Here is a 19,673-nt window from a genome sequence, read left to right on the forward strand (position 1 = left end):
TGTCATGAACCACAGCGCGAAGAGTGACCTCCGCACTCGATGAACACACAGACCGCACCGTCTCCGCAATTTTATCTGACTGCGCCGGCAGCCTGCCCTTATCTGCCGAACGAGATGGAGCGGAAGGTTTTCACCCACATGGTGGGCGAGCGCGCGCCCGAGCTCAATGATCTCCTGACGCAAGGCGGCTTCCGACGCTCGCAGAACATCGCCTATCGCCCGGCTTGCGAGACCTGCCGCGCCTGTATTTCGGTGCGCATCCTCGCCAACGAGTTCAAGCCCACCCGTTCCATGCGCCGGGTGCTTGCCGCCAATCACGACGTGATCTCGGCGGAATATCCGGCCGAGCCGTCGAGCGAGCAGTACAACCTCTTCCGCCGATACCTCGACCGACGCCACCAGAAGGGCGGCATGTCGGACATGTCGGTGCTCGACTATGCGATGATGGTCGAGGACACCCATGTGCACACCAAGATCATCGAATATCGCCTGAGGGTCGAAGGCGACGGCGTCAGCGAGAAGGCACGCGGGCCGCTGATCGCTGCGGCGCTCACCGACCGCATGGGCGACGGACTGTCGATGGTCTACTCCTTCTTCGACCCGACGCAGGAAGAGCGGTCGCTCGGCACCTTCATGATTCTCGATCACATTCGCCGCGCCCGGGAGCGCGGCCTTCCCCACGTCTATCTCGGCTACTGGGTGAAAGGCTCGCGCAAGATGGGGTATAAAACAAAGTTTTTGCCGCAAGAGCACCTCATGGCCCGTGGCTGGGAGCGCTATGAAGGCGGAGACACCACCCTGGAAGCCGCTCCTACGAAAACGGGTTAGAAATTGAGTTCATCTTCCGATGCCGCGATGCACCGGCGCGGCCTTGCCATCACCGGCCTCGGCGGCCTTGCCCTCTCCTTCGACATTCCGCTCATCCGATCCGCCGGCGGCCACGTCTGGTCGCTGCTCGCCGTGCGCAGCCTGTCGACTTTCGTGATCGCGCTCGGCGCCTGGTTCGTACTCAACCGGGTGCTCGGCCGGGAGATTTCGCTGCTGCCGGGCAAGACCGGCCTTTTGGTCGGCGTCTTCTACGGAATCAATTCCTGCACGTTCCTGCTCGCCGTCTTCAACACCTCGACGGCGAATGTGGTCTTCATCCTCGCCTTCACCTCGATGTTTGCCGCCATCCTCTCCTGGATCTTTCTGAAGGAGAGACCATCGAACGCGACGCTCGTGACCATGCTGGTCATGGTGCTCGGCGTCGGGCTGATCGTCCAGGACGGACTGGAAAGCGGTCACCTCTTCGGCGACGCCATGGCGGCATCCTCCGCCTTTCTGCTGGCAAGCGCGATTACGATCAGCCGTGCGAGCAAGCGCGACATGGCGCTGGTGCCGCTGGTGACGGCGATCTTCCCGGCGGCCGTCGCTCTCCTGATGCTGCCGGCAGGCGGCTTCACGATCGCCGCCCCCGGCTACATCCTCTTCAACGGCCTGGTGATGATCCCGCTCGCCTTCTTCTGCCTTGCGACCGGGCCGCGTTATCTCTCAGCCCCGGAAGTGGGCATGTTCTATCTGCTAGAGACTATTCTCGCGCCGATCTGGGTCTGGATGGTCTTCGCTGAAACGCCGACAACGCAGACGCTGATCGGCGGCTCGATTCTCGTCTTCGCGCTGATCGGCCATTCGCTTTGGCAGTTGCGCAGCCGCTCGCTGAGAGCGGCCGTTGCCTGCGCCGAGTAACGCTGTTCAAGACTTGTCGTCGCGCTGACCGCTGGGCCGCGGACGACGCTGCTTGTGGTCGACGCCCCGATCGCGCACCGGCAGCGGCTCCTGCGGCTGTCCCAGCGAAGCCGGGCGGACGCCGGGCATCTCTACGCGCATGACCCACAGTTCGCGGTTGGTGTTGATCCAGGTGGCCGCGACGCTCAACGGCGCCGGATTGCCGATCAAGGCGTCGCCGTCGCGCCGTTTGAGGCGGGTGACGAGGCCTGCAGCCTCCAGGAGCGCGATGTGCGTCTCCAGCTCTTCGCGGGTTACCGCGACGGCTACGGCAATATCGGCGACGCGCGCCTCACCGGCAAAAAGGATCTCGAACATCCGGCGGCGGACCGGGTGGGCAAGGGCCAGCAGGACGTCATCAAGGGCTGTGGCATTCGGCATCGCTGTCATCCCTGTTGGACGCGCAGTGATCCATTATAGCCTTCCGGCTTACAAGCGCCAGTTGCGCCTGCGTTTCATTTGGATTTCCAATGATTTAAGAGATTGCGCCAAACTGCGCCAAAACGAAACAGGAGCCACGCGGCCTCTCGACCGCATGGCTCTCCTTATCCCGGTCAGCCGCTGAACTTGCCGCTCCGCGGGAAGCCCTTCGGAACGACGCGGCCGGCAGAAGCGCGGTCGCCCTGCCATTCGATCAGTTCGTCCTTGGTCTTGGTAAAGACCCGGCCGGCGCTGTCTTCCCAGACGAGACCGTCGGCGATCGTGAAGCAGCGAATGTCGGAGATGCCGCCATCCTTGTAACGCTGCAGCCGCACGCCCTTGCCGCGTGCCATCTCGGGGATCTGAACGAGCGGGAAGACGACCAGCTTGCGGTTTTCGCCGACGACGGCCACGTGATCGCCCTTGACCGGAACGACCAGCTTCGCTTCGTCGCTGGCCGAGACGTTCATCACCTGCTTGCCCTTGCGGGTATTGGCGACGATATCACTTTCGGTGACGACGAAGCCGTTGCCGGCGACCGAGGCGACGATGAGCTTGCGCGCCGGGTCGTGAACGAAGGCCGTCAGGACGTCCTGATCGGTCTCCATGTCGACGATGATGCGCAGCGGCTCGCCATGGCCGCGACCGCCGGGCAGCTTGTCGCCGCCGAGCGTATAGACCTTGCCGCCTGTCGTGAAGACGAGGATCTTGTCGGTCGTCTGCGCCGGGAACGCCACCTTCAGCGCGTCACCCTCCTTAAACTGGAGCGAAGACGTGTCGGAGATGTGGCCCTTCAGCGCGCGGATCCAGCCCTTCTCAGAGATGACGACGGTGATCGGTTCCTTCTCGATCATCGCCTGCTGGATCGCCTCTACGTCGGCTTCCGGCGCATCGGCAAAGGTGCTGCGGCGCTTGCCGATCTCGGTCGCCTTGGCAAACTTCTTTTTGACTTCGCCGATTTCCCAGGCGACGGTCTGCCATTGCTTTTCGTCGGAGGCGAGCAACGCCTCGATCTCGGCCTTCTCCTTCGAGAGCGCATCGAACTCGGTGCGGATCTCGAATTCCTCGAGCTTGCGCAAGGAGCGCAGGCGCATGTTGAGGATCGACTCGGCCTGGAGATCGGTGAGCGAGAACCGCTCCATCATCACCGTCTTCGGCTCATCCTCTTCGCGGATGATGCGAATGACTTCGTCGATGTTCAGATAGGCGACGAGGTAGCCGCCGAGGATTTCGAGCCGGCGGTCGATTGCGGCCAGCCGGTGGCGCGATCGGCGCTGCAGCACTTCGCGGCGATGCGCCAGCCATTCCGACAGCACTTCGTTCAGCGCCATGACCCGCGGCACGCGTCCGAGCGACAGCACATTCATGTTAAGCGGAATGCGACTTTCGAGCTCGGTCAGCTTGAACAGCGATTCCATCAGGATGCCGGCATCGACCGAACGGGTCTTCGGCACGAGGACGATGCGGATGTCTTCGGCCGATTCGTCGCGGATGTCTTCGAGCAGCGGCAGTTTGCGGGCGACCAGGAGCTCGGCAATCTTTTCGATCAGGCGGGACTTCTGCACCTGATAGGGGATTTCGGTGACGACGATCTGGTAGCCGCCGCGCCCAAGGTCTTCCTGCGCCCAGCGGGCACGAACACGGAAACCGCCGCGGCCGGTGCGGTAGGATTCGGCCATGCTTTCCCGGCCTTCGACGATCACGCCGCCAGTCGGGAAGTCGGGCCCTTCGATGCCGCCCTTTTGCGGGTTGGCCGGATCGTAAAGCAGATCCTCGACGGTCGCGTCGGGATGGCGGATGAGATGCAGCGCCGCGTCGCAAAGTTCATGCGCGTTGTGCGGCGGGATCGAGGTGGCCATGCCGACGGCGATGCCGGTCGCGCCGTTTGCGAGCAGGTTCGGGAAAGCGCCGGGGAGCACGGTCGGCTCCTGGTCTTCCTCGTTGTAGGTCGGGCGGAAATCCACCGCGTCCTGGTCGATGCCTTCCAGGAGCAGCGAGCAGACGTCCGTCATCTTCGCTTCGGTGTAGCGCATCGCCGCGGCGTTATCGCCGTCGATGTTGCCGAAGTTGCCCTGGCCGTCGACCAGCGGATAGCGGATCGCGAATTCCTGCGACAGGCGCACCAGCGCGTCGTAGATCGAGGCGTCGCCGTGCGGGTGGAACTTACCCATCACGTCGCCGACGATACGCGCGCATTTCTTGAACGAGGAGTTGGGGCGCAGCCCCATCTCGCTCATCGCATGCACGATACGACGATGCACGGGCTTCAGCCCGTCTCGGACGTCCGGAAGTGCGCGGTGCATGATGGTCGACAAGGCATAGGCGAGGTAACGCTCTTCCAGCGCCGCCTTGAGGTCAACCGGCTGAATGTGATCGTCCCCGCCTGACGGGGGATTGAGGCTTTGTCCCATAGGTTCTTGCTAGCGCAACAAACCCGGAACGGCAAGGTTTTCAGGGCTTGCGCTTGTGGAGAACCCCCTCGCCCCAAATAACCGGCTCGCGCACCGATCCGCTTGCCCCGGCGCAATGTTCGTGCAACGGTCGCGCCGCTATGCGTCGGAGGCTGCCGACAGGTAACGTCCCGGAAAGCATGCCCGAGCAGGAAGATGTGCGGTTCGCCCAAGCGAATATAATTTCGCCCTGTTTCGTAATAGCTTCGGCTGGAGTTGATTTGGACGATTTGCAAGGGGGATCGCAGGACGCGCATTGGCAGACGGAACTGGCGGCCGCGCGCCGCCGACAAAGACGAATGCTGCCATGCGCCTACAGTTGACGCCCTCTCCAAGGGAACCAGATCAGCGACGCCTTATCTTCTTAAACAGCTACACAATCAAAGATTTTCACGAAGGAACTCGAAATGATGCACACGCGCAAGATCCGCCTGATGATGGCGAGCGCCGCGCTTCTCACGCTGACCGGCCCGGCCTTCGCGCTCGATGGCGCCGATTTGATGAAGAAACTCGACGCAGCGACGAACGCGAACGGCACCTCGATCACCTATGACAAGGCCGAAGTCGACGGCGACAAGGTGACGGTGACCGGCGTGAAGCTGAAGGTCGCGAGCCAGCCGGGCGACGCTGTGGACCTGAATATCGGGGACCTGACCTTTGAGGGCGTCGAGGAGACCGAAGGCGGCGGCTATTACGCCGAAACTGTTTCGTTCCCCGACGTCAATGTCAGCCAGGACGAGGGTGCCATTTCCGTCAAGGACATCCTGCTCTCCGGCCTGACGATCCCGGCCAATGCGACCGGCGGAACGATCAACGACATCATTCTCTATGAAAGCGCCAGCACCGGCCCGATCGCCGTCAGCTCCAAGGGCAAGGAAGTCTTCTCGCTCGAAAGCACCGAAGCCAACCTCGCGCGCCAGGAAAATGACGCCGGCTTCGACTTCGACGCGACCGCTTCCGGCATCAAGGCCGACCTGTCGTCGGTCGAGGACGCCAAGACCAAAGAGGCGATCGAAAAGCTCGGCCTCACCACCATCGACGGCGCCCTGACGATGAAGGGCAGCTGGGAAGTCGAAAGCGGCAATGTCGCGCTCGAAGAATATGCACTCGACTTCAAGAATGTCGGCCGGTTGAACTTCGCTCTCGACATCTCCGGCTACACGCTTGCCTTCGTCAAATCGATGCAGGAAGCGATGAAGGCTGCCGAAGCCAATCCGAACAAGGAAGAGGCCAACCAGGCGATGGGTCTCGCCATGATGGGCCTCATGCAGCAGCTGACCTTCAACAGCGCCGAAATCCGCTTCGACGACGCCTCGATCACCAAGAAGGCGCTCGACTATGCCGGCTCGCAGCAGGGCGTGACCGGTGAGCAGATGGCACAGTCGCTGAAGGGCCTGGTGCCGATCATGATGGCGCAGCTCAACGTGCCGGAACTGCAGAACCAGGTGTCGGCTGCCGTCAACGCCTATCTCGATGGCCCGAAGAGCCTGACGATCAGCGCGGCACCGGAAAAGCCGGTTCCGTTCCCGATGATCATGGGTGCCGCCATGGGCGCGCCGAACACCATCCCGTCGGTGCTCGGCGTCAAGGTAACGGCGAACGACTAATCGTTCAGGTTTCTCCCGGCCTCAGCCGAGCCCGGGAGAAACCGACATGACGACCAGCCTTGCGCGCCGAGACAGGCACGCAAGGCTTGATGGCGCCGCACCGGCTTCCCATGTGGCCCACGGCATTCACTCGGCGGACTTCGCCGGCCGAAAGCTGCGCCGCCGCCCTCCCCTGAAAGAACAAGCACCGCCCTTTACTTGCGAACCGCATAGTCGGATCACGTTGCACGCCCTTGTGGAGCGCGCATCGGTTGCGGGACTCTTTTCTTCCCGGTGAGCTATTGCTTGCGCCAAGAAAATTTCACCGTAAGGCGATGGCGTTCTTCATCGAAATCGTGCATGCCACCCTCAGGCAATTCAGAATCCGATTTCCAACGAACTTGAGAGCATTTAAGCCTCGAAGGGGACGTCTCGGACTTTGTGCAAATATACAAATACATGCCCGAATATCGTCTCCACGTTACGGCAGATCGGACGTAAATGCTCGCCTGGCTCCAGCAGTCTGTAAATTTCACTGAAGAATTGTTGGAGGGGAAATTCGCCCCTGTCCGAGCTGACTACTATACGGGCCCGCCCGGTAAGCCATTGCGGCTGCTGCTCCAGGCGCGAACGGATTTCCTGTCGATCTGGCGGGCGAGCGACTATACCGAAACGATCTCGCAGACCCGGATCCTTGGGCGGCAGATCATCGTCGTCAACTCGCCCGACCTGATCCGGCAGGTCGTCGTCAAGCGTCACGAAAACTTCGAGCGCAAGAGCCCGCAGATGCGCCGGGCACTCGAATTCCTGCTGGGCGACGGGCTGTTTATTTCGGACGGGGACACCTGGAAGCAACGCCGGCCGCTGGTGGCGGACATCGTCCACGCCAAGCGGGTCCCCTCTTTCGGGCCCGTCATGGAAAATACGACCAGCGAACTGGTCGAGCGCTGGAACCGCATGCCCGATGGCGCCGAGGTCAACGCGTTGCACGAAATGGCGGGGCTGACCGCCGAAATCATCGCGCGCAGCGTCTTCGGCAACCAGCTCGGCGACGGTAGCGCGGCGGCGGTGACCGAGGGCTTCACCAGCTACCAGTCGCTGGTCGATTCCATCAACATCGGTTACTTCCTCGGCTTTGACGACGGCCTGCCGGTGCTGCGCACGCCGAGCCTGCGTCGTTCGGTCAAGCGCATCCACGCAACCATCGACAAGGTGGTTGAGGATCACCTTGCCGGACGCGGCGACCACAATTCGATGGTCGAGCTGCTGATCCGGCGCCAGCAACGAAACCCGGAACTGAAACTCGACCTCGTCGCCTTGCGCAACGAGGCCGCGACCATCTTCATGGCCGGGCACGAGACGACGGCGGCGACGCTGACCTGGACCTGGTATCTGCTTTCGAAGGCAGGCTGGGTCGAGAAGGCCGTTCACGACGAAATCGCCAGGGTCTGCGGCGACCGGACACCGACGATCGACGACGTGCCTCAGCTCGAATGGTGCCGGGCAGTTATCGAGGAGACGCTTCGCCTCTATCCACCGGTTCCGATCCTGGCGCGGCAGACCCGCGAGGCGGATATGATCGGCGACGTTGCCGCAGAGCCGGGCTCGCTCGTGCTGATCGTGCCGTGGCTCCTTCACCGGACTGAAAGCCTCTTCCAGGATCCACACCACTTCCATCCGGAACGGTTCACCGAAGGCCGGCGCCCGACGCCCTACAGCTTCATCCCCTTTGCCAGCGGACCGCGCGTCTGCCCCGGCCTGCATTTCGGGCTGACCGAAGCGATCCTGTGCCTGGCGATCATCGCGCAGCGCTACCGGGTTCGTGTGAGCCAGCGCCACGCGGTCGAACCGATCTGCCGCCTGACCCTCAGGCCGAAGAATGGCCTGCCGGTCACCTTGCACAAGCGAGAGGCCCCGTCGCATGGCGCCGGATGATCCGCACGCGGCGCAGCCGATCGGCAAGCGCAGGGCCTGGATCTTCGCCGAGGAAAGCGCCCCGCGGCTCGCCGATGCACTGGCGGGTGGCGACAGGGCGCGGGCCTTCCGGCGCTATTGGATCACCGACAACATTTGGAACGTCGCCAACATCGCCGCCCATTTCGGCATGAAGCTTCTGCCGATGGACGCCTGCTCCAGGCTCGGGGCGGCGCTCGGTCTCTTCATGGTTCCGCGCTTCCACAAGGTGGCAACCCGCCGCGCCCGTGAAACCATCGAACAGTTGCGGCCGGACCTTGACGCCCCGCAACGCGAGGCACTGTTTCTCGAAAACTGTCGCGCTCAGGGACGGTTGATGACGGAGTTCTCCGTCGTCAACCGATTGCAGCAGCGGCCGGAGCGGCTGAAGACCGAGGGCCTTGCACCCATCCGTGAGGCGGCAAACCGCGGCCCAGTCATTCTCGTCGGCCTGCATCTCGGCAACTGGGAAGTGGGCACGATCGCATTCCGCAAGCTCGGCCTCCAGCCGCATGCCTTCTATGTGCCGCCCAAGGGCCGGGCCAAGGCGTGGATCGCCGGTCGGGTGCGCAGCAAGGCTGGCTTGCAGTTTCTGCCTCCGGGAATGGACGGGATCCGGCCGGCACTGAAGGTTCTGAAAGGCGGCGGCGTTGTCAGCATCTTCTGCGACGAGGGGTTCGGCGGCATGATCCGCGGGCCGTTCTTCGGCCGCCGGCCGCATCAGGAAGGCAACATCGCCATCGCCATACGGCTGGCGCGCATGACGGGCGCTACGATCTGCCCCTGGTACGGCCTTCGCACCGACGACTTCCGCTTCGAATGCACGGCCTTGCCGCCGATACGTTTGCCGGCGGAGGAGCGCCCCAATGCCCGGCTGCTGGATGACATGCAGTTGCTGAACGACACGATCGAGCCGGTCGTCCGCGCCCATCTCGACCAATGGTATTTCCTCGATAACGCGCTACGGCCGCAGTGAGCTTACTCACGCCTTTTTAACGCCTGCACGTCGCGGCTTTGCGATCGGCGCTTGATGCCGGCCGGGTCTGGCCTATTTATTCCACCAAGGACCGAAATCCCTGTTCCTGACCGATAAAACGGAAGGAGAAACCCATGGGACTGAAGCAGGCGGACATTACAGCCATCCTTGGCCCGGTTGACGAGACGCTGATGGCCGAACTGCTTGCGACCGGCGCGACGGCCGGCGAGCTTGCGGAGGCGATCGCCTGGGTCAACAACGATGAAGCGCTGATCGGGGAAGGCCGCCATCTGCCGGCCGGCCGCGTTGCGGCGCTGATCGATATCTTGACCCCGGACAACGAAGAAGAGCGGAATTTGGGACTGTAGTCGCGAAAGCCGGTTGCCGGGTACGTCCGATTGCAAGCCGCCTTCCGGGCGGCTGGGTGCGTGAGGCCATATGTTCGTGTTGAGGGAGGTCCACAATGGCTGCCAAGGAAGTCAGGTTCAGTAGCGATGCCCGCGATCGGATGTTGCGCGGCGTCGACATTCTCGCCGATGCGGTCAAGGTCACGCTCGGCCCGAAGGGACGCAACGTCGTCATCGAACGCGCCTTCGGCGCGCCGCGCATCACCAAGGACGGCGTGTCGGTCGCCAAGGAAATCGAGCTCGACGACAAGTTCGAGAACATGGGCGCGCAGATGCTGCGGGAGGTCGCGTCGCGCACCAGCGACGTGGCCGGCGACGGCACAACGACGGCCACCGTGCTCGCACAGGCCATCGTCAAGGAGGGCGTCAAGGCGATCGCGTCCGGCATGAACCCGATGGATCTGAAACGCGGCATCGATCTCGCCGTCGACGCGATCGTCGCGAAACTGAAGACCCATGCGCGCAAGATTTCAAACAATGAGGAGATCGCGCAGGTGGGCACGATCTCGGCCAACGGCGACGCCGAAATCGGAAGCTATCTGGCAAGGGCCATGGAGCGTGTCGGCAACGAAGGCGTGATTACGGTCGAGGAGGCGAAGACGGCCGAAATCGAGCTGGAGATCGTCGAAGGCATGCAATTCGACCGCGGCTATCTCTCCCCCTATTTCGTCACCGACCAGGAGAAGATGCGGGTTGAATTCGAAGACCCCTACATCCTCATTCACGAAAAGAAGCTTTCCAACCTGCAGGCGATGATCCCGATTCTCGAAGCAGTGATCCAGGCAAGCCGGCCGCTGTTGATCATCGCCGAGGATGTGGAAGGCGAAGCGCTGGCGACGCTGGTCGTCAACAAGCTGCGCGGCGGGCTGAAGATCGCCGCCGTCAAGGCGCCGGGCTTCGGCGACCGGCGCAAGGCGATGCTCGAGGACATCGCCATCCTGACGGGCGGGACCGTCATCTCCGAAGATCTCGGCATCAAGCTTGAAAACGTGACGCTCGCCAATCTCGGGCGGGCCAAGCGGGTGATGGTCGAGAAGGAGGACACCACCATCGTCGATGGCGCCGGCACCAAGGCGGACATCGACGGGCGCGTCGGCCAGATCAAGGCGCAGATCGAGGAAACGACCTCCGACTACGATCGCGAGAAGCTGCAGGAACGGCTGGCCAAGCTTGCCGGCGGCGTCGCGGTGATCCGGGTGGGCGGCTCGACGGAAGTGGAAGTGAAGGAGAAGAAGGACCGGGTCGACGATGCGCTGCATGCGACGCGGGCCGCGGTGGAGGAAGGCATTCTGCCTGGCGGCGGCGTCGCGCTGCTCCGCGTCGTCCACGCGCTCGATGGGCTCAAGCCCGAAAATGAAGACCAACGCGTCGGCGTCGAGATCGTCCGGCGGGCGCTGGAGGCGCCGGTGCGCCAGATCGCCGAAAACGCCGGCGCCGAAGGCTCGGTCATCGTCGGCAAACTTCGGGAGATGAGCGACTTCGCCCAGGGTTGGAACGCGCAGACCGGTGAATATGGCGATCTCTACCGCATGGGCGTCATCGATCCGGCGAAAGTCGTGCGGGCGGCGCTGCAGGATGCGGCGTCGGTCGCCGGCCTGCTTGTGACCACCGAAGCGATGGTCGCCGAAAAACCGAAGAAGAACGTACCCACGCCACCGCCCGGCCCGGGCATGGATTTCTGACCCGCGCCAGGCGGTCGGTCGCCTAACCGGACGGCTGCCGGTGGCGCCCGACCTCGTCGATCGCAAGTTCAGCGATCGGCAAGAGGTCCGCTTCGCTGGCACCGTCCTGCGCCTGGACGGTCATGCACTGGAGAATGGCGCCGACGAAGCGCGCGAGGCCGCCGGCATCGGTATACGCACGTAGCTCTCCATCCGCTATGCCCTGCCGAAAGCGCGACTCCAGCAAGGCCAGCGTCTCACTGCGCAGTGCCGAGACGTGACTTGCGATTGCCTGATTTTCGACGGCGCAGGTCAGCACCGCGGTTGAGATCATGCAGCCCTTCGGTCGGCCGGGGCGGGTAAATTCATGGGCCGAGGCGCGCAGCAACTGGCCGATTACCTCGATCACGTGCCCTCCACCAGCAAGATTGCGGCCGGCCGCCGCCCCCTCCTCGCGCCGATTTTGTTCGAGCGCCTCGCGATCGAGATCTGCCTTTGAGGTGAAGGCCGCATAGAGGCTTTGCGGCGTGATCCCCATGGCGGCGGTGAGATCGGCGATCGACGCCCCCTCGTAGCCGAGCCGCCAGAAGGTTTCGCCGGCGGCACCAATCGGCGAAGGCAAACTGACGTTCTCGCCGGACCGCATCCTCGACGCCCAGAAATTCCCCTCAGGTGGGGCCGGCATGGCCGGGACGGCCAAGGATGTGCTGACCTTCCTCGAAGCCCTCCGCAAGGGCGGCAGCCCCATCCTGTCAGCAGAGACGGTGAAAACGATGATGCAGGACCAGACCGGGCCCGAAGCTCAGACGCAGGGTCCGGGCTGGGACTTCGGCTATGGCTGGGCCGTGCTCGTCGATCCCAAGGCTGGCGCCACGCCGCAATCGAAGGGCACGATCCAATGGGGCGGCGCCTACGGTCACAACTGGTTCGTCGATCCCGTCGAGAAGATCACCGTCGTCGCCATGACGAACACGACCTTCGAGGGCATGTGGGGTCCGTTCACCCGCGAGGTTCGCGACGCCGTCTACGGCAGGCACTGAACAGACATCTGGCGCAGACAAAGAAAAAGCCCGGCGAGACGATCGCCGGGCTTTCCTTTTGGGGTCAGGTCCGTTCGACCTCAGTCCTTCTTCTGCGGAATCGGGCGGATCGCCAGTTCGCGCAACTGGGCCGGCGTCGCTTCGGACGGTGCGCCCATCAGGAGGTCGACGGCTTGCTGGTTCATCGGGAAGATCGAGATCTCGCGCAGGTTCTTGGCGCCGACGAGCAGCATGACGATACGGTCGATGCCGAATGCCATGCCGCCATGCGGCGGTGCGCCGTACTGGAAGGCGCGGTAGAGGCCGCCGAACTGATCTTCGACCTCCTGCTGCGACTTGCCGGTCAGCTCGAACGCCTTGACCATGACTTCCGGAAGCTGGTTACGGATCGAGCCCGAGGCGATTTCGAAGCCGTTGCAGACCATGTCGTACTGGTAGGCCTTGATCGACAGCGGATCTTCGCCGTTCAGCGCTTCCAGACCACCCTGCGGCATCGAGAAGGGGTTGTGGGCGAAGTCGATCTTCTTTTCGTCTTCCAGCCATTCGTAGAACGGGAAGTCGACGATCCAGCAGAATTCGTAGCGGTCGCGGTCGACGAGGTTCAGTTCCTCGCCGGCGCGGGTGCGGGCTTCGCCAGCAAACTTGTAGAACTTGGCGGGGTCACCGGCGACGAAGAAGCAGGCGTCGCCGTCGTCGAGGCCGAGCTGGGTGCGGATCGCATCCGTGCGCTCTTCGCCGATGTTCTTGGCGAGCGGGCCGGCGCCTTCGAGCTTTTCGCCCTCCTTGCGCCAGAAGATGTAGCCGAGGCCGGGCTGACCCTGGCTCTGCGCCCAGGCGTTCATGCGGTCGCAGAAGGCGCGCGAGCCACCGGTCTTGGCCGGGATGGCCCAGACTTCGACCTTCGGGTTAGACGCGATCATGTTCGCGAAGACCTTGAAGCCGGAACCGGCGAAGTGTTCGGTAACCGCCTGCATCTCGATCGGGTTGCGCAGGTCCGGCTTGTCGGAGCCGTATTTGCGGATCGCCGTTTCGTAAGGAATGCGCGGGAACTTTTCCGTCACCGGCTTGCCGTCGGCAAACTCCACGAAGATGTCGCGGATCACCGGTTCCATCGTCGACCAGACGTCTTCCTGCTCGACGAAGCTCATTTCCAGGTCGAGCTGGTAGAACTCGCCCGGCAGACGGTCGGCGCGCGGGTCTTCGTCGCGGAAGCACGGGGCGATCTGGAAGTAGCGGTCGAAGCCAGCGACCATCAGCAACTGCTTGTACTGCTGCGGCGCCTGCGGCAGGGCATAGAAGCTGCCGGGATGAATGCGCGAAGGCACGAGGAAGTCGCGCGCGCCTTCCGGCGACGAGGCCGTCAGGATCGGGGTCGTGTATTCGGTGAAACCGACGTCGCCCATGTGGCGGCGCATCGACGAGATGATCTGGGTGCGCTTGACGATGTTCTTGTGCAGCGTGTCGCGACGCAGGTCGAGGAAGCGGTACTTCAGGCGCACGTCTTCCGGATAGTCCGGCTCGCCGAAGACCGGCAACGGCAGTTCCTTGGCGGCCGAGAGAACCTCGATCTCCTGCGCATAGAGTTCGATTTCGCCGGTTGGCATGCCCTTGTTGACGGTGTCGTCCATGCGCGCCTTGACGAGGCCGTCAATGCGCACGACCCATTCGCCGCGAACGGTCTCGGCCGCCTTGAAGGCGGGGCTGTCGGGATCGGCAACGACCTGGGTGATGCCGTAGTGGTCGCGCAGGTCGATGAAGAGCAGGCCGCCATGGTCGCGGACGCGGTGGACCCAGCCCGAAAGGCGAACGGTGGAACCGACGTCCGACTTGCGGAGGGCGGCACAGGTGTGGCTGCGGTAACGGTGCATCGTCTTATCCCGGAATTGCAAAGAGCCGCGCAAGCTCGTGGGACACAGCGCGCGGCAACATGGTCAAAATCGGGCGGAAAAGCGCATGATGCGCAGCCTTTGTCAAGCTGCAGCGCCCGCTGCCGCCCCCGATGGAGGTGCGTTGTAAACGAAGGCAAGAGCCAGTCCAAGACCGCTTGTGACAGAAGGCGGCCGAAATGGCGCGAAAAGAACGGCAATCGTCACAATTCGGGACTGTCCGGCGGCAGAATGCGGGGCTACACATGAGCAAGGCCCGATAGTGATCCCACCCGAGTCGTGGCCGCCTGCCCGGATGTCGCCTGCCCCATGTCCCAGATTCGCCCGCTTATCCCCCTCCTCGTCACCGCAGGCATCCTCATCGGCGGCAACGGCCTGCAGGGCACTTTCATCTCGCTGCGTGCACTCGAAGAAGGTTTCTCGACATCGCTGATCGGCGTTATCGGCGCCGGCTACAATATCGGCTTCGCGCTTGGCTGCGTCTACGTCACCCGCATCCTGCGCTCGATCGGTCACATCCGCACCTTCTCGGCGATGGCGGCGATCGCTTCGGCCGCAGCCATCTCGATGGTGCTCGTCATCAATCCGCTGATGTGGTTCCTGATGCGGCTTCTTGCCGGCATCTGTTTCGCCTGCCTGTTTGCGACAGTCGAGAGCTGGCTCAATGCCAGCGTCACCAATAAAAACCGGGCCCGCACGCTTTCGGTCTATCGCCTCGTCGACCTCGGCTCGGTCACGGCCGCACAATATGTCATTCCTGGCATCGGGCTTGGCGGCTTCGAGCTTTTTGCCATCATCTCCATGGCGCTGACGCTGTCGCTGGTGCCGATCTCCTTTGCCGACCGCTCGAGCCCTGTGGCCCCGGAGGCGATCCGCTTCGACGTCAAAGCGCTCTGGAACATCTCGCCGCTTGCGACCGTCGGCTGCATCGTCGTCGGTCTGACCAACGCCGCCTTCCGCTCGCTCGGGCCGATCTATGCGCAGGGCATCGGCCTGTCGGTGACGGCAATCGCCACCTTCATGAGCGCCGGCATCATCGGCGGCGTCGTGCTGCAGTATCCGCTCGGCCACTATTCCGATCGGTTCGACCGCCGCCTGATCATCCTGATCGCCACCTTCGGGTCGCTGCTCGCAGGCTTGTTTCTCGCCTTCGGCGCCGGCAACGACGAATGGCTGAACTTTGCCGGCATCTTCCTGTTCGGCGCCTTTGCCATGCCGCTCTATTCGCTCTGTTCAGCCCATGCGAACGACCACGCGGCCGAGGGGCAGCATGCGCTCGTCTCCGCCGGCATGCTGTTCTTCTGGTCGCTCGGCGCGATCATCGGGCCGCTGTTTGCCTCCTTCCTGCTCGAGGTCTTCGGGCCGCAGGCGCTGTTCATCTACACGGCAGCGATCCTCTTCCTGTTCATGCTCTACACCCTGCAGCGCATGACGGCGCGCGGGCCGGTGCCCGCCGGGGAGCGCGCCTTGCCGTTCCGCAATCTCCTGCGCACCTCGTCCTTTTTCAACAAGCTCGCCGCCGGCAACAACCACAAGCGCAAGGATCGCTGACCTGCGGCAAGATGCGCGCGATCCGGATAATTGCTGAACGCAATAATCAGGTTTAGAACCGGGGCACCTCAAACAGCAGCCGAGATTGCCGAAATGCCCGTCATCAGCCGTCGCACCTTCCTCCAAGGCTCCGCTGCTCTCGGAGGCGCCTTCGCGCTCGGCGCCGGCATGGCGGCGCGCGCCGGCACCGCACCCGATCCGCAGATCCTGATGGCACAGCTTGCCGAAGCCCAGATCGCCAAGGATGGGCTTACGCCCAAGGTCATGACCTACGGCTTGGGTGAGGCTCCAAGTACCGGCATGCCGCCCGTCCTGCGCATGCGCAAGGGCGAGCCCTATGCGGCCCGCCTCTTCAACCGGCTGGACGAGCCGACGACGGTACATTGGCACGGACTGCGCATTGCCAACGCCATGGATGGCGTGCCGGAACTGACGCAGCCCTATGTCTATCCGGGCGACCGTTTCGACTATGTGTTCACCCCGCCGGATGCCGGCACCTTCTGGTATCATCCACATTGCAACACGCTGACCCAGATGGGTGCCGGCCTGACCGGCATGATCGTCGTCGAAAACCCGGACGATCCGACGTTCGATGCCGAGATCGTGCTCAACCTGCGCGATTGGCGGCTCGGCACCGGCGGCGCGTTCATCGACGCATTCAAGCCGCGGGATGCGGCCCGCGGCGGCACTTACGGCACGGTGCGCACCGCCAACTGGCAGCAGGAGCCAACTTACGACGCACCGGCCGGCGGCCTGGTGCGCGTGCGCATCGCCGCAACCGACGTCACCCGCATCTATACGATCGGCCTTGAGGGCGCTGAGGCGAAGGTCATCGCGCTCGACGGCAATCCGGTCGACAAGCCCTTTGCACTTGATCGCTACGATTTTGGGCCCGGCCAGCGCGTCGATCTTGTCGTGCGCATGCCCGACGGCGAGGGTCAGACGGTTGCGCTCGGCAACCTGCGTGGATCGCATCCCTGGACGATCGCGCGCTTCCGGTCAGCCGGAGCGTCGCTCAAGCGCGACCTTCGGGATGTCGGTCCTCTGCCCGCCAACCCGATCGCGGAAGCCGACCTCTCCACCGCCACCCGCGTGCCGCTCGAACTGACGGCGACGGCCGAGCACAAGGCGACGCCTTCGATCTGCGGTTCGCTTGGCTACACCTTCTGGGCGATCAACAAGGTTCCGTGGCCGGGCGACACGCCCGATCCGATCGCGCCGATCGAGGAGATGAAGCTCGGCAAGAGCTATGTGTTGGAGGTCGCCAACCGGACGCCGCATGCGCACCCGATCCATCTGCACGGCCTGAGCTTCCGCATTCTCAATTCCAACAAGCGGACTTTCCTGCCGCCGCCGACCGATACGATCCTGCTTTTGCCCGATGAACAGGCGGAAGTGGCGCTTGTGGCGGACAATCCGGGCGATTGGGTCGTGCATTGCCATATCATCGAGCACCAGAAGACCGGCATGACGGGTTATTTCAAAGTCGTCTGAGATTTCGATTGTGACAGATGCCGCGAAGAGTTACACGAAATTCCAAGCCGCATTTTCGCCACAGTGATTTAAATCTGATGATTGAAACAACAGCAGACCTTGAGGCCGCCTGCCAGCAGCTGGCCCTATCAAATTATATTACGATCGATACCGAATTTCTTCGCGAGACGACTTTCTGGCCGGAGCTTTGCCTGATCCAGATGGCGAGCCCGGACCTTGCCGTCATCGTCGACCCGATGGCGAAGGGCATCGATCTTGCGCCCTTCTTCGCGCTGATGGCCAACCCGGAGGTCATCAAGGTGTTCCATGCCGCGCGTCAGGACATCGAGATCATCTTCCATCTCGGAAACCTTATTCCGCATCCGATCTTCGATACGCAGGTCGCAGCGATGGTTTGCGGCTTTGGCGACAGCGTTTCCTATGACCAGCTGGTCAACCGCGTCACCGGCACGCAGATCGACAAGTCCTCGCGCTTTACCGACTGGAGCCGCCGTCCGCTGACCGAAAAGCAGCTCGACTATGCGCTGGCCGACGTGACGCATCTGCGCGACATCTACAAATACCTGGCGGCAGAACTCGAGCGCGAAGGCCGTTCGCTCTGGCTGACCGAAGAGATGGCCATTCTCGAAGCCCGCGACACCTACGACCTGCACCCTGACGACGCCTGGCAGCGGCTGAAGATGCGGGTAAAGAAGCCGATCGAACTCGCCGCGCTGAAGACGGTCGCCGCTTGGCGCGAGCGCGAGGCACGCGCCCGCAACGTGCCGCGCGGCCGCATCCTCAAGGATGACGCCATTTACGAGATCGCCCAGCAGCAGCCGAAGGATGCGGAAGCACTGGCACGGCTCCGGACCATTCCCAAGGGCTGGGAACGCTCCACCGCCGGAACGGCGGTCGTCGAGGCCGTCAACGAGGCGCTGGCGATCCCGAAGGCCGATCTGCCGAAGCTTCCGCGCCAAAGCCATGCGCCGGAAGGTGCTGCGGCCGCTGGCGAGATGCTGAAGGTGCTTTTGAAGCTGATCGCCGAGAAGCAGGGTGTCGCCGCGAAGATCATCGCCAACAGCGAAGATCTCGACAAAATAGCTGCCGAGGGCGAGAAGGCGGATGTCGCCGCGCTCAAGGGCTGGCGGCGCGAACTCTTCGGCGAAACGGCACTGAAGCTGATCAACGGCGACGTTGCCCTGCGCTTCGTCGACAAGAAGATCGAAGCAGTGGAAATCAGCGCCGAGATCACGTCCGCGTCAGCTTGAAAAAGGGATTGGGCGGAGACAAGTTTCCGCCTGAATCCAGCTCTAGCGAAGGGCCGGGCGGAACAGAATCACCATCGTATCAAACGATGTGACGTGAGCCGGCGCCTTGGACAACGCCGACCGACACGGATGCCGCCTCTTCCGGTACCGGAGCTTTCTGCATGCGTTGGCGCTTTTCGACTTTCGAAGGACTTCTCTTGCTGCTGGTCGTTGCAGGCGCCGGCGCGGTCTACGCATGGGTTTTCTACGGCAAGGGCGCCCTGATCGGCGCGACCTATGCGCTCTTCATGTGCCTGCCGATCATCGCCTTCGAGCGACGCATCATTTTCCGGCGCCTGCATCGACGGATCCACGCCTTTTCCACGCCGGTCTTTTTCGTCGCGTCGCTGGTGATCTACTTCGTGCTTCTCGACATCGGATATGCCGCCGCTGGCCTGCTCATGCAGTCGGGCGGCGTCATGGAGGACCATTGGATGGACGCGATGATGCCGTCCAAGACGGTCCTAATCTTCGCGCTCGGCGTATCAGGTTCGCTCGTCTTCATCCTCAGGGTTCGCGAACTCCTCGGGCGCGACGTCTTTTTGAGCCTGCTCACCGGCCGCTATCGCAGACCGGTCGAGGAAGAACGCGTCTTCCTCTTCATCGACCTGGCCGGCTCGACCGCCTATGCCGAGAAACACGGCGACCTGCGGATGCAGGAGTATCTCGGCAGGCTGTTTGCGACGATCGCCGACCCGGTCATGCGCTACCGCGGCTCGATCGACGACTATATCGGTGACGCCGCCGTCATTACCTGGCCTTTCGATCGCGCAACCAACAATGCGGCCTGCATTCATTGCGTCTTCGACATTCTGGAAATGATCGATGCGGATGCGCGCCGTTGGCAAAAGGAGTTCGGCGAGGTTCCGCGGCTGCGCGCGGCGCTTCATGGCGGCACCATCGTTGCGGCGGAAATCGGGCTCGACCGGCACAAGATCACCTATTTCGGCGATACGGTGAACACCACCGCCCGGCTCGAAGGTTTCTGCAAGACGCTCGGCCACCAGGTACTGATCTCCACCGATCTCGCCCGCAAGATGCGTCTGCCGCATTATGTGCGGGTCGAGGATCTCGGCGAGCACGCCGTCAGAGGACGCGGGCAGAAGCTTGGCGTTCTGTCGTTGCGCGCAGGCAGCGCGGCTCCTCAGCTGGCATCGACCGCGGCCGAGTGATCCCGGCCGGCGCGCAGGGCA

At 63.2% G+C, this 19,673-nt stretch carries 15 protein-coding genes and 1 pseudogene; 12 read left to right on the top strand and 4 right to left on the bottom strand.

Annotation, left to right across the window (positions count from 1 at the left end; all coding sequences use genetic code 11):
- Nucleotides 1–39 precede the first annotated feature (39 nt).
- Both ASD63_RS20640 and ASD63_RS20645 read left to right on the top strand, forming a co-directional pair.
- Nucleotides 40–828, top strand: a complete 789-nt coding sequence (locus tag ASD63_RS20640) for an arginyltransferase (RefSeq protein WP_034803779.1) — start codon at nucleotides 40–42, stop codon at nucleotides 826–828.
- Nucleotides 829–831: 3 nt separating this feature from the next.
- Nucleotides 832–1,728 carry a DMT family transporter gene (locus ASD63_RS20645; protein ID WP_060529816.1) on the top strand — a complete coding sequence of 299 codons (897 nt, stop codon included), beginning with the start codon at nucleotides 832–834 and terminating at the stop codon, nucleotides 1,726–1,728.
- Nucleotides 1,729–1,854: 126 nt separating this feature from the next.
- Here the strand turns inward: ASD63_RS20645 and ASD63_RS20650 are convergent.
- Together ASD63_RS20650 and parC are read right to left on the bottom strand one after the other, a co-directional pair.
- A pseudogene (locus tag ASD63_RS20650) lies at nucleotides 1,855–2,157 on the bottom strand (helix-turn-helix domain-containing protein); the annotation flags it as partial.
- A gap of 164 nt (nucleotides 2,158–2,321) precedes the next feature.
- Nucleotides 2,322–4,598, bottom strand: a complete 2,277-nt coding sequence (gene parC / locus ASD63_RS20655; RefSeq protein WP_034803783.1) for a DNA topoisomerase IV subunit A — start codon at nucleotides 4,596–4,598, stop codon at nucleotides 2,322–2,324.
- Nucleotides 4,599–5,044: 446 nt separating this feature from the next.
- On the opposite strand from parC, the gene ASD63_RS20660 reads away from it, so the two are divergent.
- The 5 genes from ASD63_RS20660 (at nucleotide 5,045) to groL (ending at nucleotide 11,241) form a co-directional block, all read left to right on the top strand.
- Nucleotides 5,045–6,244, top strand: a complete 1,200-nt coding sequence (locus ASD63_RS20660) for a hypothetical protein (RefSeq protein ID WP_034803785.1) — start codon at nucleotides 5,045–5,047, stop codon at nucleotides 6,242–6,244.
- A 585-nt stretch (nucleotides 6,245–6,829) separates the two neighbouring features.
- Nucleotides 6,830–8,158: a cytochrome P450 gene (locus ASD63_RS20665; protein ID WP_226020675.1), complete on the top strand. Its 1,329-nt coding sequence runs from the start codon at nucleotides 6,830–6,832 to the stop codon at nucleotides 8,156–8,158.
- Complete coding sequence (locus tag ASD63_RS20670) at nucleotides 8,145–9,152, top strand: hypothetical protein (RefSeq protein ID WP_051659661.1); 1,008 nt, start codon at nucleotides 8,145–8,147, stop codon at nucleotides 9,150–9,152. The genes ASD63_RS20665 and ASD63_RS20670 overlap by 14 nt, the downstream gene beginning before the upstream one ends.
- Nucleotides 9,153–9,286: 134 nt before the next feature.
- Nucleotides 9,287–9,520 carry a hypothetical protein gene (locus tag ASD63_RS20675; RefSeq protein ID WP_034803790.1) on the top strand — a complete coding sequence of 78 codons (234 nt, stop codon included), beginning with the start codon at nucleotides 9,287–9,289 and terminating at the stop codon, nucleotides 9,518–9,520.
- Nucleotides 9,521–9,615: 95 nt separating this feature from the next.
- Nucleotides 9,616–11,241, top strand: coding sequence for a chaperonin GroEL (gene groL / locus ASD63_RS20680; RefSeq protein WP_034803792.1), 1,626 nt, complete (start codon nucleotides 9,616–9,618; stop codon nucleotides 11,239–11,241).
- Nucleotides 11,242–11,263: 22 nt separating this feature from the next.
- On the opposite strand, the gene ASD63_RS20685 is transcribed toward groL, so the two are convergent.
- The gene (locus ASD63_RS20685) at nucleotides 11,264–11,842 is read right to left on the bottom strand and encodes a TetR/AcrR family transcriptional regulator (RefSeq protein WP_234798735.1); all 579 of its coding nucleotides are present in this window, start codon (nucleotides 11,840–11,842) and stop codon (nucleotides 11,264–11,266) included.
- A gap of 22 nt (nucleotides 11,843–11,864) precedes the next feature.
- On the opposite strand from ASD63_RS20685, the gene ASD63_RS20690 reads away from it, so the two are divergent.
- A complete protein-coding gene (locus tag ASD63_RS20690; RefSeq protein WP_256385300.1) occupies nucleotides 11,865–12,260 on the top strand; it encodes a serine hydrolase domain-containing protein in 396 nt (131 codons plus the stop codon).
- Between the two features lie 80 nt (nucleotides 12,261–12,340).
- Here ASD63_RS20690 and aspS read toward each other — a convergent pair whose 3' ends face one another.
- Entirely contained in the window at nucleotides 12,341–14,128 is a 1,788-nt protein-coding gene (gene aspS / locus ASD63_RS20695; RefSeq protein ID WP_034803798.1) for an aspartate--tRNA ligase, read from the bottom strand.
- A gap of 327 nt (nucleotides 14,129–14,455) precedes the next feature.
- On the opposite strand from aspS, the gene ASD63_RS20700 reads away from it, so the two are divergent.
- The 4 genes from ASD63_RS20700 (at nucleotide 14,456) to ASD63_RS20715 (ending at nucleotide 19,652) form a co-directional block, all read left to right on the top strand.
- Nucleotides 14,456–15,697, top strand: a complete 1,242-nt coding sequence (locus ASD63_RS20700) for an MFS transporter (protein WP_034803801.1) — start codon at nucleotides 14,456–14,458, stop codon at nucleotides 15,695–15,697.
- Between the two features lie 93 nt (nucleotides 15,698–15,790).
- A complete protein-coding gene (locus ASD63_RS20705) occupies nucleotides 15,791–17,191 on the top strand; it encodes a multicopper oxidase family protein (protein WP_034803803.1) in 1,401 nt (466 codons plus the stop codon).
- Between the two features lie 77 nt (nucleotides 17,192–17,268).
- Nucleotides 17,269–18,441, top strand: coding sequence for a ribonuclease D (gene rnd, locus ASD63_RS20710; protein WP_034803806.1), 1,173 nt, complete (start codon nucleotides 17,269–17,271; stop codon nucleotides 18,439–18,441).
- A 161-nt stretch (nucleotides 18,442–18,602) separates the two neighbouring features.
- A complete protein-coding gene (locus ASD63_RS20715) occupies nucleotides 18,603–19,652 on the top strand; it encodes an adenylate/guanylate cyclase domain-containing protein (RefSeq protein WP_034803810.1) in 1,050 nt (349 codons plus the stop codon).
- Nucleotides 19,653–19,673 lie beyond the last annotated feature (21 nt).

This window comes from Ensifer sp. Root558 (genome assembly GCF_001427045.1).
In the GTDB taxonomy this organism is placed as follows: Bacteria; Pseudomonadota; Alphaproteobacteria; order Rhizobiales; family Rhizobiaceae; genus Ensifer; species Ensifer adhaerens.

Excerpts from the sequence above, each read along its gene's own strand:
- ASD63_RS20640 (WP_034803779.1), top strand. The coding sequence starts at position 40 with ATGAACACACAGACCGCACCGTCTCCGCAATTTTATCTGACTGCGCCG.
- parC (WP_034803783.1), bottom strand. The coding sequence starts at position 4,598 with ATGGGACAAAGCCTCAATCCCCCGTCAGGCGGGGACGATCACATTCAG.
- ASD63_RS20660 (WP_034803785.1), top strand. The coding sequence starts at position 5,045 with ATGATGCACACGCGCAAGATCCGCCTGATGATGGCGAGCGCCGCGCTT.
- ASD63_RS20670 (WP_051659661.1), top strand. The coding sequence starts at position 8,145 with ATGGCGCCGGATGATCCGCACGCGGCGCAGCCGATCGGCAAGCGCAGG.
- ASD63_RS20675 (WP_034803790.1), top strand. The coding sequence starts at position 9,287 with ATGGGACTGAAGCAGGCGGACATTACAGCCATCCTTGGCCCGGTTGAC.
- groL (WP_034803792.1), top strand. The coding sequence starts at position 9,616 with ATGGCTGCCAAGGAAGTCAGGTTCAGTAGCGATGCCCGCGATCGGATG.
- aspS (WP_034803798.1), bottom strand. The coding sequence starts at position 14,128 with ATGCACCGTTACCGCAGCCACACCTGTGCCGCCCTCCGCAAGTCGGAC.
- ASD63_RS20700 (WP_034803801.1), top strand. The coding sequence starts at position 14,456 with ATGTCCCAGATTCGCCCGCTTATCCCCCTCCTCGTCACCGCAGGCATC.
- ASD63_RS20705 (WP_034803803.1), top strand. The coding sequence starts at position 15,791 with ATGCCCGTCATCAGCCGTCGCACCTTCCTCCAAGGCTCCGCTGCTCTC.
- rnd (WP_034803806.1), top strand. The coding sequence starts at position 17,269 with ATGATTGAAACAACAGCAGACCTTGAGGCCGCCTGCCAGCAGCTGGCC.
- ASD63_RS20715 (WP_034803810.1), top strand. The coding sequence starts at position 18,603 with ATGCGTTGGCGCTTTTCGACTTTCGAAGGACTTCTCTTGCTGCTGGTC.